Here is a 17,888-nt window from a genome sequence, read left to right on the forward strand (position 1 = left end):
CAGAACCCCCAGCAACCCACCGGCTGCGATCACCAGCCTGCCGCACTGGCCCTGACCGCATAACCCCCGAAGGATTTACGGAGCGGACCACTTAGGAACAGCTCACGGCGGGTCGCGGCGTTGCCTGCGAATCTATTACGTGTGCAGGCTATTGATCCCTCACCGTTACACCGAGGCCGAGCGCGCGTACCTGTTCGGCCAGCTTGTCCGCTGCCGAGGCATCCACGACGAGCTGCAGGGTGCCCTGCAAGTACGAGATAGTGCCTTCATCCAGCATTGAGTAGAGAGTCCGGAAAACCTGGGCCATCCCTTCGCTCTTGTGCGGTTGCTGGAAGAGGTTACCGACTAGCGGGAAGGTGACGAACTTTTCAGCGGGCGTGTGGTCGGTGGATTCTCCCGTGCCGCTGGTACCTCCCGGTGCTTCGGAACCTGTCGAGCCAGCGCCGCTCGTGCCGCCGGGTTGCGGCTTCGGCGTGTCAGCGGTGGGCTCGTCGGCTCCAGGGTCCTCACAAGTGAGCGGGCGCGCGAGGCGCAGCCCGACCGAGGCGAGATTGACCTGGCTTGAGTCGGTGACCGCGACTGGCTGGGACGAGCCGTCCACGATCGCGAGTTCGTCCGACGCGACTGCGCTGTAGATCGCCTCTTGCAGGTCCGCCTCACCGGTGTACAGCAACGGGAGACGGGGGGTGTTCCAGAACGCGTCGCGGATCTCAGACAAGGGTCGTCCATAGTCCTGATCGCGCAGGTGATAGAGCAGCACCCGAGCGGTGAACTGTCCGGCGTCGAAGACTTTCTCCTTGTCGGCGAGCGCCTTCCATACCTGGGTGCCGTCCAGGGCGCTCTGGTTCTCGTCCTCGAAGGTGACCTGGTCGAGCGCGCGGTCCGCGTCTGGATTGGGTTGCGCCAGATAGGCCACATGCTGGTATGCGCGTTTGACCGCTTTCTCCAGCTCGAGTTTCGCGGCCGTCAGTTCCTTGTTCCCCGTGGTGGTGAGATCGGCGTCGGCTTGCACCTCGGGCGCCGAGAGCGCCCGATGGCGGGCCAGGTACTCCACCGCGAGGGCCCTCGCCCGGGCTCGGCGTTGGGTGTTGGCGACGGCGAACACTGCGGAGGAGGCCCACTCGACAGGCAATCGTGCGGTGCCTTCTCCGAGGCCGACGGCGACCTTGAGGGCCTGGATGGTCTGCTGCTCGATCCCGTTGCGCAGGGAGAATTGGGCCGGATCGAGGATGAACAGCCGGGTGGTGCGGGCGTCGTCGAGCCCGGCGGTTGCTAGCACCTCGGTCGGAGTCCGAGCGAGGTCGGCGGTGATAAACCGTTTGACCTTGAATGGGCCTGTGTTGGCCAGTCGCTGCGCGAACTCGACGATGACGTGATCACGTTCGTCGTCGGTGACGGTTTTGCGCAGCGAGTTGACCAGCGTGCGGTAGGTCAGCTTGGTCGACAGGTAGTACCGCGCCGGCTTGTTGTTGCCCTGCCCGGCGATCGCTTCGACTGCGCTCATGCCCTTGTCCTGATTGACCAGGTCGGCGACGACGCCGTCGGCGTCAGTGAGCGTGAAGTCGGAGTCCGGGGCGGCGAGGGCTGCCTTGACCTCTGGGGCTGAGGCGCCGCGCCGTCCGCCTGGGCGGGAGCCGACGATGCTGGTGAGGAAGATGAAGGTCGCGCCCCGTTCCGCAGCTCGGGGGTTGGTGGCCGACCATGGGACGGGTTCGCGTTGCAGGTCGAGCCTGCGGGCGGCGCCGCCGTCGTCGTTCTGATTGACGATCTCGTTCTCGGCCAGCGCACGGAAGTTCGCGACTGTGCGTTGGTCACCGACGAGGCCGGAGCCGAGGATCGCCTCGCGTACGTTGTTGTTCGACAGCGGAAGGTCGCCGGGACCGATGAGCGGCGGAGCCCAGTCTCCCTTCTTGCCGCGCTGCTGCAGCGCATAGACCGACGCGGCGAAGATGCGGATGGTGGATCTGACCTTCTGGAAGCCGGTCACGGTGGCCCACTCGTGCTCGGCCAGATGCATCAGCATGGGGTGGAAGGGGTACGTGCGGCGTACCTCGCGGAGGAAGTCGCTACGCCACGTCCCAGGGATGTTGTCCCAGACGTTCTTGGTCCACGGTTTGTCGGTGTGGATGCCGTCGAACGCGTGGGCAGCCGCGACGACGATTTCCTCCGGCGGCGCCTGGTCGAACAAGCGTCGGCGGAGGATGTCCGCGAAGTCGGCGTTCGCAGTCACGGTCGCCGGCAGGCCGTTGCGCTCCAGCAGGTCGTGCAGGTCGGTGCGGCGTTCCCGGGCACCGTCGGTGCCCAGCGCAATGGTATCGGAGCCGATCATGACAACGAGCATGGCCACGTTCGGTACGTCATTGACCGCATCCAGCAGAGCGCGCAGGAACGCCATGTCTTGGGCGACAAGTTCGGGCTTGGCGGCGCCGTCGAGGCCGTTCCCGAAGTAGTCCATGATCTCATCGACAATGATGAGAACAGGTCGATTGAGCGCTCGTAGCGCCTCAGCGATCTTGCTCTTGTCGTTGAAGTAGGGGGCGTAGCGTTCGTAGAGCGTGTAGTCCTTGGAGAACAACCGCCACAAGAACCGCTCGTACAGGTTGTACGCCGGTCCGTCGATTTCCTTGACTGGGGCGCCGGGGGTCATGTTGTCGCACGGCAGGACGACCACGTGCGGGTTGTTCAGGTCGGGTGGCAGGCTACGGCCGAGGATGCCGGCGGCGCGGGTGAAAACCAGCTTGCCCAAGTCGGTCTGGGCCAGAGCTGTGGGGTGGCGCGCGAGCTGCCAGCAGCCGATGCAGGCGTGGGACTTACCGCCGCCCATGCCTTGGTCCAGACGTGTGAGCGCCCGGGCCTTGGTGTAGTCACTGCCGCCGCCGAGACGGACGGAGATCTCGGCGAGCAGGCCGACGAGCAGATCTGTGGGATAGGTGATCTCTGCGTAGTAGGTGGCGTCGGCGTAGGCCGGCCGCAACGTGCCTGTCGCGTAGACGGCGTTGAACAGCGACATCTGCACGTCGTCGATCTGCCCAGCGGCGTTGATGACCTCCGGTCGGATGCGGATCGCGTCCCACCACGGGGTCATCCTGGCGCCGCTCATCGTCGTCCCCTCACCTCGCGCGGATGCAGCCTCGCGGACGCCCCGATCGCCTCGGCGGCCTCCGTGAGTTCGGTCAGAATAGTGGTTGCTGAGCGTCCTGTGCCGCCTGCGTCGTGTTGGCGGACTTCGCCGCGCTGAAGACGCCCGACTGGTTGCGCAGGATCCGGGTCCATCCGATTGCGTCGGCGTCGCGCTCGGGCAGCCGGTCTGCCAGGAATTTCATCGCTGCCCATAGGTATGGGTCCTCGCTGTCACGGCCGGACGAGGACAGGACCTCACCGACGGCGCCGAGGCCATCGCGTTGCGCCCTGCCCATCGCCAACACGACATCGATGACTGGGGAATCGCTGGTGATGGTCGCCTTGAAACGCGCCGACGCGACGAACTGGCAACCGTCGCTCGCGCTGGGTACGAGGTCCTTGACGTCACTCATGTCCAGGTCTGCGGCTAGGACCTGCCAGCGCAGCTCAGACTTAGCGACCAGTTGACGGCCGAACAGCCGGACCCACCACAGCGCGAACCGGGTGCGCGGGTCGAAGGCCTGTAGCGGATGCCGGTCGACGTCCACCGCCATCGCGTCCTGAACAGCCCGACGGGCAAGGACCAGATATCGGTCGATCTCGACAGGCTCAGCGCGGCTGTCGAGGATGCGGGTGTAACGGCCGACGATTTCCATGGCTGGTCCCGCCGAGGCCATGAGCATGTCTGTCGGCGCGAGGCCCGCACGCTCCCAGTCGCGGACTCGACGGGCGATTTCCTCGCGGATTTGCATCTCGACGGCTGCGGCCCGACCGTCCTTGCGGTTCGGCATTGCTGGGCGGCAGGCCATCGTCAAGGTGGTGACGATGTTCGCCGACCCGGCAGCCGCACCGCCGGCTTCCGTCTTCGCGGGCCACGAAGCAGACATCACCAAGTCGGCGGCGGTGATGGCTTGTAACAGGCGATGCCAAACCTCCGGGTCCCCGTGCCCGAAGACGATAGTGACGACGCCGTCATGAGCGACGACCCTGCGGGCTTCGGAGAATGCTTGGGCGATCATCCGATCGTAGTGATCGGTGGTGCGGTGATCGTTCGCCGGACCGCCACCGCGCTTGACGATGACCTCCGAACCCTTCTCCTGGACCCCGTCCGGGTGGGCAGTGATCGCCACGGATGGATCGGCGACCTGCATGGCACGTTTCGCCCACACGTAGAACATGTCGCTGGAGTCGCTGTAGTCGATCATGTCGTCGTAAGGCGGGTCCGTCACGACAGCGTCCATGGAAGCGGTGCGAAAGCGCACCCCGGTAGCGTCACCGCGTTCGATGGTGGCCGGGACGCTACCGGCGCGAAGCAGGATGTTCCGCATCGCGGTAAGGGTCTGCGACGCCAGCGAGTGCCAGGAGCCGGGTCCGTCGGAGAGTCCACCCTCGAACCAGTCATAGGAGAACGAGACTGCAGACTGGTTGACGAACAAGTCACCGATCTGGCATCCGCCGGCCTTCTGCAGGCGGGCGCCCCTGGAGGACCGACGCAACTTCCGCATCATGGCGGCAGTGGCGAAACCGGCCAGCGCGCGCACATAGTCGGTGCTCAGGCCAGCGTCGAGACAGATTTGAGAACATTCGTTAATCGCCCGCGACAGCCTGACGAAGCCTAGGGCTTGGCGATCCTCGAACAGGTCGCCGTACACCTTGTCGCCGTAGTTGACGGATTGGATCGTCCGACTGTTGCTGTCGGGGATGCGTTCGTCGGGACGGGCTGGGAGTAGCCCGAACGGTGGTTCCTCGGCGAGCGCCTTGCGTGCCCGTTCGGTGGCGGCGAACTCGTCACCGGTCGGCTCGCGAAAGACCTTTGTGCCCTCGTCATCGAGGTCAGCGGCCACGAGCAGCATGTCGCGTCGCTCGCCGTCGAGGCTCAGCCGGGTGTGCGTGTCTTTGGTGTGAACGTGTCCACAGAAGGGGCAGACCGCGACGCGGCCGTCGGAGGCGTACTTGCTCTTACCGGCCAGGACCCGAGTCGGTGTCCCTCTAGGCGGGCCGTCGTGAACGACGGCAGTCACCTTGCCGCTCTTGCCGTCCGCGTCGAGGTAGAAGCTTTGTCCCGGGTCGTCCTTTTTCGGCCGCGGCAAGCGCAGGTGAAGTTCTCCGACGAGCGGGAACCGGTTCCCGCACTCTTGGCACGGCAGCGAGGAGGCCCACAGGTAACCCCAGGGGAAGCGACCACCGTGCTGGGGATAGAACTCGGCCATCGCGGCGGTGAAGCGGGCTCCGACCTCGTTGAGGAAGGTTTCGGCGTCGTCGAGCAGGCGTACACCGCTCATAGTTGTGGCACCGAACGGCAACGGCTGTTCCGTTGACCAGTCCCGGTACAGCAGGTCGGCCAGCAGCGAACCGCCGAGCGTGGCGAATGGCGAGTAATCGACGCCGAACGCATCCGCGCCGAGCCTGCCGGCTTCCAACGGGATCATGGCCCGGCCGGAGAACGGATCGAGAACCCGAGGGCGGCGTCCGTAGGTGTCGGCCAGGATTTTCTCGATCTCGTCCTGGGCCTTCCTGTAGCCGCTCATCGCGGTGCGGACCAGGTTTTGTAGCTTGCGTTGGTCCTGCTCGCTGTCCGGCCAGGGGAGCAGGCTGGTGAGAACGGCAGCCTTGGACTGGGCCACGGGTCGTTTGGCGAACCAGACCCACAGGCTGGATTCGGTGTTGCCGGAGCCCCATCCGTTGGCGCTGTTGTTGGAGACCTCGGCGCAGGGGAACCAGCGTTCGATCATTCGGGTCATCGGTGGTTCTCCTGCTGGGCTGTGGTGCGGTGCTTGCTCAGGGTGCTGCCGGGGACGCGGAAGACTGCATCATTGCGGATCTCGTCGGCGAAGGTTGTGATGGGGTCTCGGTAAGTGCCGAAGAGCGTGCCTCGGCTGTCGTGGCACTGGTCGACCACGTAGAGCCAGTAGTCGGTGCGGTGCTGGGTGGCGATCAGCACCTCGTTGCCCGTCATGCGGATGCCGTTGCTGGCTGCGGACCGCCACACGCCCTTGACCTCGACCAAGCGCTGATCGCGGCCGCGGATGGCGTGCAGGTCGTAGCCGCGGTTGTCCGCGTGCACGTCGGCGACACGCCATCCGTCTTCCTGTAGCAGGCGCAGGACATGGAGCATCGCCACAGTCTCCGAATCCGTCTCCTCGGCTGTCCGTGGCGCGGCCGTCGGGTGGACGCGGATACGCGCCACCAGTTTGGGTTCGCTCAGCCTGACCTGGCTGAGTGCTTCCAGCTCGCCTAGACGCTCCGTCGCGCGCTGCTCCAGTCGGTGGCGGGTCGCGACCCGCTCCTTCTTGTCGGCGATTCCCACGGTCAGGTCGACGGGAAGGTTTTGTAGGTCGTGGCGAGCCTGGGCGAACCACTCGCTGCGCACCCGCTGATGCTCGTCGCGGGTCTTCGCGGCCAGAGCGGCTGCGGCCTGCGCGGCGGTGTCGATCCGCGCGGGGTGGGGCGCGGTGCCGGCCAACGCGCTGGGGACGAGATTGGCGAGCGTCTCCCACCGCACCGGATACGCCTGACCGTTGTCGTCGACGCGGATCAGGGCAGCCCACGCGGTGTGGCGTTTGCCACCGGCCTCGGTCAGGGTGGCTTCGAAGGCGTGCAGTTCGTATCCGCTAAGACTGGTGGGGTCATCGGCAGCCCCACCCCGGTATATGTCGGCGGCGAGGGTCTCGTCGGCGAGGGCGATGAGATCGCCGAAGGCCGCGTCGCCTGGGCCCAGCGCAAGCACGTTCGACGTGTCGACACTGACGCTATGGTCACGCAGCGCCTCGCCGCTAGTCGCAACGAGCGCCTGCGGGCGCCCCCCCAAGCCTTGCGGCAGGGGGCTGTCGGAGGACAGCAGCAGGATGCCCTCGCCGGCGGCGGTGCGCTGCACTCGCAGCAGACGGGCCTGGTCGAGCCGGTTGAGGTATGACTCGACGATCGCCGGGTTGATCCGGTCCAGCAGATCCCGTTGTAGCAGTGTGAGTGCGGCCATCGCGTCGACCTGACTGGCGAGCGCGGCCTCTTGGGCTCGGGCGGCGCGCGCGGCCCGCTTGAGATCGGCGGTGTGTACCTTGCGCACAGCGGCGTCGGCGGCTGCCTTCTTGTCCTCATCATCGCCATAGAGATCCGTGAGCCACTGCTCGTACCGCATCCCGGTCATCTCCGCGACGGTCGACAGGCTGTCGAAGATCTGCCCGCCGAGCTCACTGGCGGCGGACACGAACCGCTCCAGCAGCGTATGCAGCACATCACCCTCACGGGTGTCTGTGGCGATGAGGTTGTATAGGAGAACGTCACGTAGTTGCCCGACCCGGTGGATACGGCCCATGCGCTGTTCCAGGCGCACCAGCGACCACGGCATGTCGTAGTTCACCAGCACGTGCGCGGCTTGCAGGTCGATGCCCTCGTTCCCGGCGTCGGTGGTGACGATGACCTGGAACTCCCGACGCATGAACGCGGCCCGCACGGCATCACGTTCGGCCGGTGCCTGCCGTCCTGAGTACATGCGGGCGGTGTAGCCAGCAGCGTTAAGTCGCTGCACGATCCACGCGGCGGAATCTGCGTATTCGGTGAACACAACCGCTTGCTCGCCGCTGCCCGCGATGATCCCGTTTGCCGTAAGGCACAGGCGTGTCAGGTCACGCCATTTCGACGGCTCGTAGCTGCTGTCCGCCAGGATGGCATCCAGCTGCTGGAGCAGGTCCTTGATCGCCGCGCGCTCAGCCCGGCTGGCCTGTGACGTGGCATGGACGACCTTGGCCTCGTCCTTGGCCTCGTCGTCGGCCTCAAAGGTCCGCTCGACGTCCAGGACCGCCTCGGCCTCGGTCTTCGCGCCCATATGCGCAGAGCGGCGGCGTAGCGTCTCCCGGAGCGCGAACAATGTCGAGGCGGCTCGCTTGCCGTACACCATACGGGCCAGGGTTCGAGCCGTGGGAGGGAAGAACTGGTCGACCATGTCCAGCGCCTGCCGGTAGATCGAGTACTCCTTGGATCCCAGCGGTACCCGGAAGTTGCTTGCCGTGCGCCCCTTGAACAATCGGGTCACCCCGTCGTAGTCGACGAGGTCTTCTTTCATCCTTCGCAGGAAGTGCACTGGTCCGGGGCGTAATGGCTGTAAGCCCTCGTCGTTCTTGTCTCCGGGATCGGGATAGATGTCGGGGTCTACCAGGTGCAACAGGTGGCGGAACAGCCACTCGGACCCGCGGTGCGGAGTCGCGGTCATCAACAGCGCACGTGGGGCGTTCTTCGCCAGCATGCGCCCGACCTGGTGAAACGAGGTGGCCGTCGGAGTTAGGCGGTGGGCCTCGTCGAACACGACGATGTCCCAGCCTGCCTTGTCCGGGCGGATAGCATCCTGCACGGCGCCGTTCGTGGCCGCCAGTTCAAGCGACACGACCCACAGGTCGTGCCCCGTGTCGAGCGCATGCTCACGTACCGTGTCCGCCGTGATTCGGCGCAGGCCCCCGCCGAAGAACCGATCGAAGTCCTCCTGCCACTTGCTGGCCAGGTTTGCCGGCACAACGATCAACGCCCTGCGGATCAACCCGAGTCGCTGCATCTCTCGCAGATAAAGACCGGCCATGATCGTCTTGCCGGTCCCGGGCTCATCAGCCAGCAGGAACCGCAGGAACGGTTGCGGGAGCATCGCTCCGTACACGGCGTTCGCCTGATGAGCGTAGGGGCGCAGCGGGCTCGATGCGAGCAGCGTCGTCTTGGCGTTGGTAGCGGCTGCGGCCATCCATCGGGTCCACATACCGGCCAAGACGCGCGCCGAAGGGGCGCGGCCATCCTCGACCAGACAGGTGACCTCTTCGGCTTGTTCGCCGGTGAGGGACACCTTATGGAGTGAGCCGGCGTCATCCGTGACGTAGAGCGTCCAAGCTCCGCCCGCACCGCGTTGCGCGAGATCTACGGTCACCCACGAGGGCAGGTTGCGACCGGGTATGTGAATCCTCTGCCCGGGCTCGAATCCTGCCGCATCGACCACGAGTCCTCCTTTGACCACGGGATTCTCGCACGAAGGGGCCAGAGCCCTGGGGACGCGGAGAACGCGGCGACGGAGGTCTGACCCGTCCGGCTGCCAGCATCCCAGCCAGCTGGTGGCAGAGCCCGGTCTGCCCGAGCCTTCACGTTACTCGCGGTGTACATGCGCTCCAAGTCAGGAAGGCCAAGATCCAGGTCAGGGCGGTGGTGTGAGACCTCGACGATCGTTAAGGGCTGTCCTAGGCAAAGACGGCTGGCAAGCTATGCGCATGCCGACACGCGACGTGATCCTCTGGGCACTCGACGAGGTCATGACCGACGAGGATCAGCGGCGTGACTCGGCCCGGGTCACGGACGTGTTCTACCGGCACAGCCGACCGAAACCCGGTGCGCTTATGCTCGGCATCGGTGCCGCCGACGGCGACACTGGCGATGTCGACGCTGTGATGCTCATCGGTGTTGCCCGTCGCTCGCAGCAGGTCGCGACCGGCAAGGACCGTACTTCGGTCACGCCAGTGTTCCGTCTTCCCAAGCCGGTGCCGGTCAAGCGCCTGCAGGCAGCGCTACCGTCAGACGTGGAGCGACGCCTCAACCTCCCGGGCCGGATGCCTCATCCTCTTGAGCCGAAACGGCTGCCTCCGCAGGGCGGCGCCGCCGTAGTCGCCGCGTTGCAGCAGCTCTCGCCCGCCGTCGGTCAGTGGATCGCGGCGCTACGTGAGGCGGACGGCCCGTTGACCGGGCCACACGCCGCTCGGCTGCGTGAAGAGCGTGACGCCGTTTCACTGGCGATCGACATCTCCGGCGTCACGGCACCCGAGGACCTGCTGTACACCCCTGGCGACGGCCTCAGGCCCGAGGAGGCGTTTGGCGCCACCATCAATCCGCTGTATCTCGCAGACAACCCATTGGCGGTAGCGGACAACGAGGACGACTTGCTCGCCGAGGACCTGCGCCGCTTCGACCCTCAAGGTCAACTACAGCTGCGAAGCTCTAGCATCGCCCGCTTCAGCGACGACCAGTTCACGCTGACCATCATGAACGTCAACCGCAAGCCCCTGGAGAAGGCTCTGGGCGTCGACCTCATCTACTACGACGAACTCGAACGCATCTTCACTCTCGTGCAGTACAAGCGCATGACCCTGCGCCCCACCAGCCGAAACAGTGGCACTGAACGGTGGGCGTACACGGGCCAGGCGGAACTTGCGGAACAACTGCAGCGGATGGATATCGGCTTAAACGAGCCGGTCAACTCGCAGGACTGGCGTATGGTGCCCAGCCCGTTCTGGTTCAAGTTCGTCCGCGACCAGGACTTCACCCCCGGCGACCCATTCGTACTCAAGGGCATGTACGTACCGGCCGACTACCTTCAGCGAGCGATCGCCGATGGGAGCCTACGCACCGGACCCCGCACCGGATTCGAGGTCACCTACGGCAACACCCGATACCTTCCCCGAGAGGTCTTCGTCGCCCTCGTGCGCCGCGGATTCGCGGGCACCACCAAGGCGGGAAGCGAAGCCGTCTTAGAGGTTGCCGCTCAGCAAGCCCAGACGCGAGAGGTCGTCCTTGCAAGCAAGACGCGGCGCAGCGAATACGACCATCCGAACCGCGCCGACCGTGGCATGGAGGCGATCTTCTGATCGGGCGGCGTAGCCGACACTTGCACGGCGTCTGCCGGGCCGGCGTCTTATTCGCATGAAGAGGCGAGGCCTGACGCGTGCTGTTCATCAAGAGAAAACGGATCTCTCAACGGAAGCCGTTCTGCGCATTGGTTGTGTTCCAGCGGCACTCGTCTCTACGCTGCCACAGTTCTATGTGGACTCAGAGCCGGAGGGTGGTTCGATGTCGCTGACCGACAGCATTGGTGCCGACGTGCAGGCGATGGCGGCAGGCGTGGACCGGGCGCAGCAGGAGGCCGGTGCTGTCGACCATGCGATCGAGCAGATTACCGCTCGGGCGGTGGCCTCCGGCTTCGCCGGCATCGCTGTGGGGTTGGCTCGCGCGCGGGAAGTGCTCGGGCAGGCTCGGTCTCGGCTGGCGCAGGCCGGTGGGGTCCTGGGTGAGGCGTCTCGGTCGCTGAGCGCCGTGCCGCAGCAGCCGTCGCCGCAGGAGACGATCGCCGCGCTCACGCCGGTCGTGGCCGCGCTGACCGCCGTTGACGGCTATGTCACTGCGGCCGGATCCGCGGTCGATGACACGCGACGGCTGGTCACGACGGCGTTGCAGGGAGGGCAGCCCGGTCCCACGCTGTCGCGTCTGCAGCAGGTGCTGCAGGTTCTGGCGACCGTCCGGACCCGCGGGACCGAGGCCCGACAGCACGTCGATACGGCGCTGGCGCAGGCTCGGCAGGTCGGTGAACTGGGAAACTGACGACGGGCGGTGGCAGCGACATCAGCCGACCGCCCGCCACACGTGACACGTCTGCGACTGCAACGGAAGCACCGGCTCAGCCCGAGTTGGTGCCCGAAGGGTTGATCGATGCGGCTCGGGACCTGCCTCGACGGCAAGCGAAAGACCCTACCTCCGGTGTGGCGTTGATCGGTGGTGAGCGGATACCCATGAGGTCTGGCCGTGACCCGGCCGCCGCCGCCGACCTCAAGCCGGCCTACAAACTCATCGCCACCACGACCGACCATCTGGAGGCCAAGCTTGCCGCCCGGATGCGCCGCGACCGCGTCACCCAGGCGGCTGTGGTGACCAACAATCCGCCCTGCGACTACACCCCCTACGGCTGCGAGAAGATCCTCTCCCGGCTGCTGCCGGCCGGCGCGCGGCTGGCCGTCTACGTACGCGACGATAACGGTCAGGTACGCCATTGGCGTACCTACACCGGAAACGGAAAGGCGATCGCATGAAGGTGACCTGGACCTACGACCGAGGCGACCAGCGCGACAGCCACGAGGTCCTACTGGCCGACCCCGACGCCCTCGGAGCCCTCCTTCGCGAGATCCAACAGGCCGGCGAGCCCGTCGTGCTGACCATCTTCAGCGACACCGACAATGACCCCGACGGCCTGCCACCCGGCATCCAGATCGGACTCGGTCACCCCACCCACGCCTTCGCGGTACACATCGCTGACGACGGCGGCTACCTCAACGATCCCACAGCGGAAACCCCGGCCGAGGGACTCCACTTCGACTTCGGCGGAGTGCCCACCGAGTACCCGGCTGAGCACCTACAACTTCGGCCCGAAACGGCGATACAACTGGCAGTCACTTTCCTCAAGACCGGCGGCGAACCGCCGCACCTGGCGGCGGTCACCGAGTGATCGCGTGGCGAGGGGCAGCGGCGCGCACTGGCGCGCCCGCCCGTGATGCCAAAGGCCCTGCGCGCCCCGCAGGTACGACCCGGACGGCTTCTGCGGGCGGTACGACTCGACCTAGCGCCGGTAGTCGCGCCGTCCGTCCAGGGTCGCTCGATCCGTCCCGTTGTTCCGCCGCCGCGTTTACTCAGACCCTTTCGGCTGGCTGAATGTACAAGGGGCGGTTGAGCTGCGGGCCCTCCGGGTGGTCGTATCGCGTCCATCCCAGCGACGCCCAGAAGTCGTCGGCTTCCTCGCTGAAGGCGAGCAGTCGTCGTTCGGGGTACCTGGACACCAACGCCCCGATGATCTTGGTCCCGATGCCTCGGCGTCGGTGCGACTCCGCCACCTCGATTAGTTCAATCTCGAGCGCTGCGTTGCCGAGTTCAGGGGTTCCTAGGTAGTGATCGATCACGACGCCGGGGTCGAGCTCGATCCGTGCTACTTCCACTCCACCCTGGCGGACCTCCAGCAAGGCGTATGACTTGACGCCGTCGATCGACCGGTAGTCCCACCAGCTCGGGCTGAAGTCGCTGTTCTCAGCGAACGGATACCAGATCACCTGGTCACCCGGTCCGGGCCGCTTCTCGATGAAGTCGAAAGTCACTCGACACATCCTATTTCGCACACGGAGCGAGACGGGAGCGGCGGTATGGCCACGGCCGGGCGCCCGGCCAGCGCACCCCCACCGTCGGCAAGATCGCCACTGCCCTGATCAGCCGTCACCGCGCCCGAGGTGCCCGTTTGGAGAGCACCATGGGCAGTCCTTGTCACGACGTGGCATCTGGCCTGTGCGTTCGCGCCGTCTGGGCAGGTGGATCGTGGAGGTGGTGTCGTCGGGGTCGTGGTGCATGCCGGTGACCGCGAGCATGAAGTGGTTGATGGCCTCGGTGGCGACGAGGCCGTTGAGGGCGATGACGCTGGGCGCTGGAACGCTTGCGACGTAGCGGGCGGCAGCCCGTACGTGTTCGGGTTGCATGTCGATCGCGAGTTCGGTCGGGTCGATGAGGCCGTTGCACCACATGCAGCCGCTTCCGGGGACCACGAACCGGTTGACGGCGTGGATCTGGCCGACGATGTCGTCGTCGTTCACGGGGATCTTGACGCCGATCTGCGTCGTGGGGATCAGGTACTGGTTGGCGGCGGCGTTGACCCAGTACCGGGCGGAGTGGCTGTCCGCGGCGAGGAACATCCAGTCGCAGTAGTTCAACGACTGTCTCGCCGTGCTGGTCTCGACTCGTTCCGCCATCACCGTCAGGTCGATATCCGGGTTCGCCCGACGGGCGTTCCGGACTGCGGGGAGGGTTTTCGGCCGGCCGACGTCGTCGCGTTCGGCGGCGAGCAGCCGGGGCAGGTTCGTCTCGTCGACGATGTCGTCGTCGATCAGGACCAGGCCGCCGACGCCGAGGCGGGCGAGGAATTCGACGAGGATGCTGCCGACCCCGCCGAGGCCGACCACGGCAACCCGCAGGCGGCTGAGGGACTCCTGGCCGAGCTGACCGAAGAGCCTCGCCTGCCGATCGTGCAGGAGCTCGGCCGTGTCGGCGCGGGCGGGGCGAGGCCGCAGGCGAATGAGGTTGCCGCTCGGGATGACGACCTCCGCGAGGTCGACGCGGGACCCGTCGGGCAACCACAGGTCACCGGCGGCGGCCTGGTCAGTGAAGACCAGTCCGCCGACGACCTGGCCGGTGATTTGCCGCAGTGCCGGGTAGCCCCGCTCGTGGCTGGCCAGGTCGATCCGGGAGAAGCCAACCGTGACGCCGCCGAGGTGGTTGTGCACGGCGAGGTAGGCGAGCCCCTCCTCCCGCGCCCGGACTGCGGCGTCGCGGACGAAGGACGGCGCGAGAGCCCGGTACCCGGTCTCACCGGGCACATAGTCGACCCCGTCCTTGGCGAGGATCAGCTCGCGGGCGAGCAGCCGGGGCCCGCGCGGGCCCTTCGCGCGGCCTGCGAGGATGACCGCGCCGTGTTCGTCCCTGTCGCTTCGGAACAGGTGATTGGACAGGTCGGCCCACAGCCGAGCCGGCACAGTGAGGCTCCAGCCGTCCGCCGGCGGGTTCACTGGGTGACGAGCCATGTGATCACCTTCTCGGCCTTGAGCGCGGCGTTGTCGATCCCGGCCTGCCACCCGTTGGAGCGGCGTGACAACTGCAGAGCCGGCCTGTTCTGCCAGTCGACCTGTTGGATGGCCGGCCCGTGAGGCTGCCCGTCGGTGCGGGTCAGCCGTCCGGTGTAGTGGGGGTACACATCCGCGCAGGGATAGGCGGCGCTGATCTGGAAGCCCAGCCATGTGGTCGACGGGATGTAGCCCGGGCCGATCTCAATGTCGTTAACGATCACGAAGGCGCCGCCGGCGCCGTCCGGGGTGACCTCGACCGGCTTGCCGGCGAAGTGTTCCCGGACGGCGTCGACCGCGGTGGTGACCGCCGTGGTCGGCTCGGTCACGAGTTGTCGTCCGGCGCGACCGCGAGGAACTCCTGGTGAGGGTGGACCGTGACGGTGTCGTCGTCGCCGATGACCTCGTAGCGGTTGCCCCGCTTCACCGAGAGCTGGAAGTTGGGCTGGATGTGGACGCCCTGGGCGACGGCGGCCTGCTTGATGTCCCGGCCGGTGACCCGGCGCTCGGGCAACTCGATCGGCTGGTTGTTGACCGAGACCGTGATGGTCCGGGGCGAGCGCTGGTTCTCGCCGACGTTTTCGGTCGCGCTGGTCGTCATATTGATCTCCTCGGATCGTTGCTGCTGCTGGAGCGCAGCGGGTACGGTAGGTGTCCTACTAGTAGGACACCGTTCGACTTGTCGAACGAGATCAACGCTACCACGCGAGTGTTCGACATGTCGAACGGTGGTAGAAAGGTGGTTCGCGCAACCTGCGAGGAGATGCCCCGCCCATGGCCCAGACCAGGATCAACGTGCCGGCGCTGTATGCCGCCCTCGACGCCGCGCGCAGAAGCAAGAACCTCTCCTGGCGACAACTCGCCGGCGAGGTGGGATGTAGCCCTTCGACGATGACCCGCCTTGCCAACGGCTACCGGCCGGACGCCGACGCCTTCATGACCCTCACCCAGTGGCTGAAGATGCCAGCGGAGACCTTCTGGATCTCCGACACGGAGGACGACCAAGACGAGGAGCCGGAACTCCTCGCCGAGGTCGGCGTTCTCCTGCGGGCTCGCAAAGATCTCGGCGAGGAGGAGAAGCAACACCTACAGAACGTGCTCGAAGCGGCCATGAAGCTGCACGCCACCCAACGCGCGGCTCGGAACCGGTGACACGTGGGCAAGAGGCTCCCCAAGGCTGAGATCCAGCGCCGAGCGATCGACATCCGCAAGACCGACCTCGGTCTCACCGAACACGATCGGCTCTGCCCCTACGAACTAGCCCACGTGCACGGCGTCGCCGTGCACGCCTTGGACAGCCTCGCGGAGATGGGATGCCCTGAGAAATCGGTGACCTTCTACGCCTCCGAGCGTCCGGAGGCATGGTCCGCCGCGCTGGTACCTGCGGGAACGGGCCAGTTCATCGTGGAGAACACCTCACACCTGCCCCGCCGTCGCAGATTCAACGTCGCCCACGAGATGGCCCATGTGCTCCTTGAACACGAGTTCGATCGGGTCATGTTCAGCGCCGAGGGTCGCCATGGTTGCGCCAATCCCACCAGCAAAGACCAGGAGTGGGAAGCGCAGGAACTTGGAGCCGAACTGCTTCTGCCCCTGGCCGCCGCGTACAAGGCGGCCAGGGAGCGCAGGACCGACGAGCAAGTCGCCGACCTCTTCGACGTCAGCCTTCCGGTGGCCAGGTGGCGCATGAACGGAACGGGGGCGCGGATCGTTGCTCAACGCGCAGCCGCGAAGCGGGCCAAGTCCGGAAAGTCTTGGTAGCCCAACTTCATCCATCACCTCGCTGCTCCGCTGGGCGAGACGTCAGCATTCGGTGGCCTGGTTGGGTGGCGGCAGCCGGGGGCGAGTCCTGCGAGTTCGGGGCGAAAAGCCTGCACGGCTGGTCCTGGGTCAACCCCATCGCCGGACTGGTCATTGTCGCCGTGGCGGTCAAGGAAGGCCGGAGGTGTGGCGTAGTGATGCCCGCTGCGCGGTCCCGCTGACCGTCCCCCTCACTGACGCCCGCGCCGGTACCGTCGCAGATGGACACGGTGCTGGCGAGGATGACGCGCGCCGACACCGACCGGGCTGCTCCTGCTGCTCGTCGATTGCGGCATGACCGCACTGGCTATCGGGCGGCGGATGCCGTCCGCGGTGCGCGCCGCGTTCGATGCCGAGTTGACCACTGGTCGCACCGCAACGACCCGGCGACCGTGTGGCAGGCGGCCGAACGCGTGCTCGCCCGTCCCAGCAGTGGCCGTAGCCGCACACCGTGGTCCACGCCGCCATGCTGCGCCGCGCCCTGCGCGAACGCGACCGCGTCGAGGGGGTCGAGCAGGTCATCCATCTCGCCGTGACCGGACCCGGATCCGCGTTGGGCCGCTACGCGCCGGCGATACCGGCGGCGCCCGCGTACCGCTGACACAACCCATGCCGATCCCCGGCGACCTGGCCGCGGTGCTCGCCAACGCGCCCGGAACAACGGCCGACGCCGCCTGTGAGCCAGTAGCCCCGCCGGTCAAGCGTGATCCACCCCTCGTTCTGCCTGCCTTATGGCGGTGGTGCTGCGACGATGCAGGACGTGGGATCCACGAACATGATGAAGCCTGCCATCTCGCCCCTCGCCGGCGAGCCCATCGAACGCGCCGACGCTGAGCGGCTCGCTGGAGTGCTGAAGGCTTTCGCCGACCCGGCTCGGCTGCGCTTGCTCAGCCTGATCCAGTCGTCTCCAGAGGGCGAGGCGTCGGTGAGTGACCTGACCGAGCCGCTCGGACTGTCTCAGCCGACCGTGAGCCATCATCTTCGGATTCTCACTGAGGCCGGTCTGCTTGAACGGGACAAGCGGGGCGTGTGGGCGTACTACCGCTTGGTGCCGTCCGCGATCGCGGGCATCGCCGAGCTGTTGACGCCGCCACGCAAGCGGGCGACGAAGAAGGCCCGCTGATCCTGCGGGAGGGACTTCACGGCTCGCATGGTGCTCCGTTGGTGCTCGGATGTTCGGCGCCGGGCGAGCACCAACGCGGCAAAATCAGCACGGCGACGTCTCCATCGAGGAACCGCGCGCTTCGCCCTTGGGCTGCAGCGCGCGGACCAGCCGAAACAGAAAGCCCTTCGCATGGACGAAGGGCTTGCAAAACAGCACGGTCCATGAGACTTTGTATCTGGTGGGGAAGGTGGCTTGCCCTTCCTCCTACGGATCAGAAGGTTAGGGGTTCGAGTCCCTTCGGGCGCACAAACGATCAAGGCCGTGACCTGCAGGAACGGGGGTCATGGCCTTTTTCCTTCCCATTTTCGTTGCCGATTGTCCTACATTTTGGAACGTTGGTGCTCCGTTGGTGCTCCTCTGTTTCGGCGGGGGTTCGTGCTGGCTGGTGTCGGAACGGTCGGTGCTGTTGTGGCCCGTGTCGG

Annotated in this window: 15 protein-coding genes and 1 pseudogene; 9 read left to right on the forward strand and 7 right to left on the reverse strand. The window is 66.4% G+C overall.

What is annotated here, in order from left to right; all coding sequences use genetic code 11:
• Positions 1–148: 148 nt before the first annotated feature.
• From AB0H52_RS30120 to AB0H52_RS30130, 3 genes are all read right to left on the reverse strand, one after another.
• Positions 149–3,100, reverse strand: a complete 2,952-nt coding sequence (locus AB0H52_RS30120) for a DUF499 domain-containing protein (protein WP_278125787.1) — start codon at positions 3,098–3,100, stop codon at positions 149–151.
• Positions 3,101–3,173: 73 nt separating this feature from the next.
• The gene (locus tag AB0H52_RS30125; protein ID WP_357951611.1) at positions 3,174–5,861 is read right to left on the reverse strand and encodes a DUF1156 domain-containing protein; all 2,688 of its coding nucleotides are present in this window, start codon (positions 5,859–5,861) and stop codon (positions 3,174–3,176) included.
• A complete protein-coding gene (locus tag AB0H52_RS30130; protein WP_357951613.1) occupies positions 5,858–9,091 on the reverse strand; it encodes a helicase-related protein in 3,234 nt (1,077 codons plus the stop codon). Before AB0H52_RS30130 ends, AB0H52_RS30125 begins: the two co-directional genes overlap by 4 nt.
• 265 nt (positions 9,092–9,356) lie before the next feature.
• Here AB0H52_RS30130 and AB0H52_RS30135 point away from each other — a divergent pair, with 265 nt between their 5' ends.
• From AB0H52_RS30135 to AB0H52_RS30150, 4 genes are all read left to right on the forward strand, one after another.
• Positions 9,357–10,724: a hypothetical protein gene (locus AB0H52_RS30135; protein ID WP_357951615.1), complete on the forward strand. Its 1,368-nt coding sequence runs from the start codon at positions 9,357–9,359 to the stop codon at positions 10,722–10,724.
• 202 nt (positions 10,725–10,926) lie between these two features.
• Entirely contained in the window at positions 10,927–11,454 is a 528-nt protein-coding gene (locus AB0H52_RS30140) for a DUF6244 family protein (RefSeq protein WP_357951617.1), read from the forward strand.
• A gap of 158 nt (positions 11,455–11,612) precedes the next feature.
• Positions 11,613–11,939 carry a DddA-like double-stranded DNA deaminase toxin gene (locus AB0H52_RS30145; RefSeq protein ID WP_357951619.1) on the forward strand — a complete coding sequence of 109 codons (327 nt, stop codon included), beginning with the start codon at positions 11,613–11,615 and terminating at the stop codon, positions 11,937–11,939.
• A complete protein-coding gene (locus tag AB0H52_RS30150; RefSeq protein ID WP_357951620.1) occupies positions 11,936–12,352 on the forward strand; it encodes an Imm1 family immunity protein in 417 nt (138 codons plus the stop codon). The genes AB0H52_RS30145 and AB0H52_RS30150 overlap by 4 nt, the downstream gene beginning before the upstream one ends.
• A 181-nt stretch (positions 12,353–12,533) precedes the next feature.
• Here AB0H52_RS30150 and AB0H52_RS30155 read toward each other — a convergent pair whose 3' ends face one another.
• The 4 genes from AB0H52_RS30155 to AB0H52_RS30170 form a co-directional block, all read right to left on the reverse strand.
• Positions 12,534–12,992, reverse strand: a complete 459-nt coding sequence (locus tag AB0H52_RS30155) for a GNAT family N-acetyltransferase (protein ID WP_357951621.1) — start codon at positions 12,990–12,992, stop codon at positions 12,534–12,536.
• A gap of 108 nt (positions 12,993–13,100) precedes the next feature.
• Positions 13,101–14,462: a ThiF family adenylyltransferase gene (locus AB0H52_RS30160; protein ID WP_357951622.1), complete on the reverse strand. Its 1,362-nt coding sequence runs from the start codon at positions 14,460–14,462 to the stop codon at positions 13,101–13,103.
• Entirely contained in the window at positions 14,444–14,830 is a 387-nt protein-coding gene (locus tag AB0H52_RS30165; protein WP_357951624.1) for a hypothetical protein, read from the reverse strand. Before AB0H52_RS30165 ends, AB0H52_RS30160 begins: the two co-directional genes overlap by 19 nt.
• Positions 14,827–15,102, reverse strand: a complete 276-nt coding sequence (locus tag AB0H52_RS30170; protein ID WP_357141497.1) for a multiubiquitin domain-containing protein — start codon at positions 15,100–15,102, stop codon at positions 14,827–14,829. Before AB0H52_RS30170 ends, AB0H52_RS30165 begins: the two co-directional genes overlap by 4 nt.
• Positions 15,103–15,275: 173 nt before the next feature.
• Here AB0H52_RS30170 and AB0H52_RS30175 point away from each other — a divergent pair, with 173 nt between their 5' ends.
• From AB0H52_RS30175 to AB0H52_RS30195, 5 genes and pseudogenes are all read left to right on the forward strand, one after another.
• Entirely contained in the window at positions 15,276–15,653 is a 378-nt protein-coding gene (locus AB0H52_RS30175) for a helix-turn-helix domain-containing protein (protein WP_013289144.1), read from the forward strand.
• A 3-nt stretch (positions 15,654–15,656) separates the two neighbouring features.
• On the forward strand, positions 15,657–16,262 hold the full coding sequence (locus AB0H52_RS30180; RefSeq protein ID WP_357951627.1) for an ImmA/IrrE family metallo-endopeptidase: 606 nt from the start codon (positions 15,657–15,659) through the stop codon (positions 16,260–16,262).
• 107 nt (positions 16,263–16,369) lie between these two features.
• Positions 16,370–16,473: pseudogene (locus AB0H52_RS30185) on the forward strand (cation transporter); the annotation flags it as partial.
• 279 nt (positions 16,474–16,752) lie between these two features.
• Positions 16,753–16,902, forward strand: coding sequence for a DUF3703 domain-containing protein (locus AB0H52_RS30190; RefSeq protein ID WP_357951629.1), 150 nt, complete (start codon positions 16,753–16,755; stop codon positions 16,900–16,902).
• Positions 16,903–17,076: 174 nt separating this feature from the next.
• Entirely contained in the window at positions 17,077–17,424 is a 348-nt protein-coding gene (locus tag AB0H52_RS30195) for a metalloregulator ArsR/SmtB family transcription factor (RefSeq protein WP_357951631.1), read from the forward strand.
• The last annotated feature ends 464 nt before the right edge of the window (positions 17,425–17,888 follow it).

Origin of the sequence: Micromonospora sp. NPDC050695 (assembly GCF_040654415.1) — a bacterium.
GTDB lineage: Bacteria > Actinomycetota > Actinomycetes > Mycobacteriales > Micromonosporaceae > Micromonospora.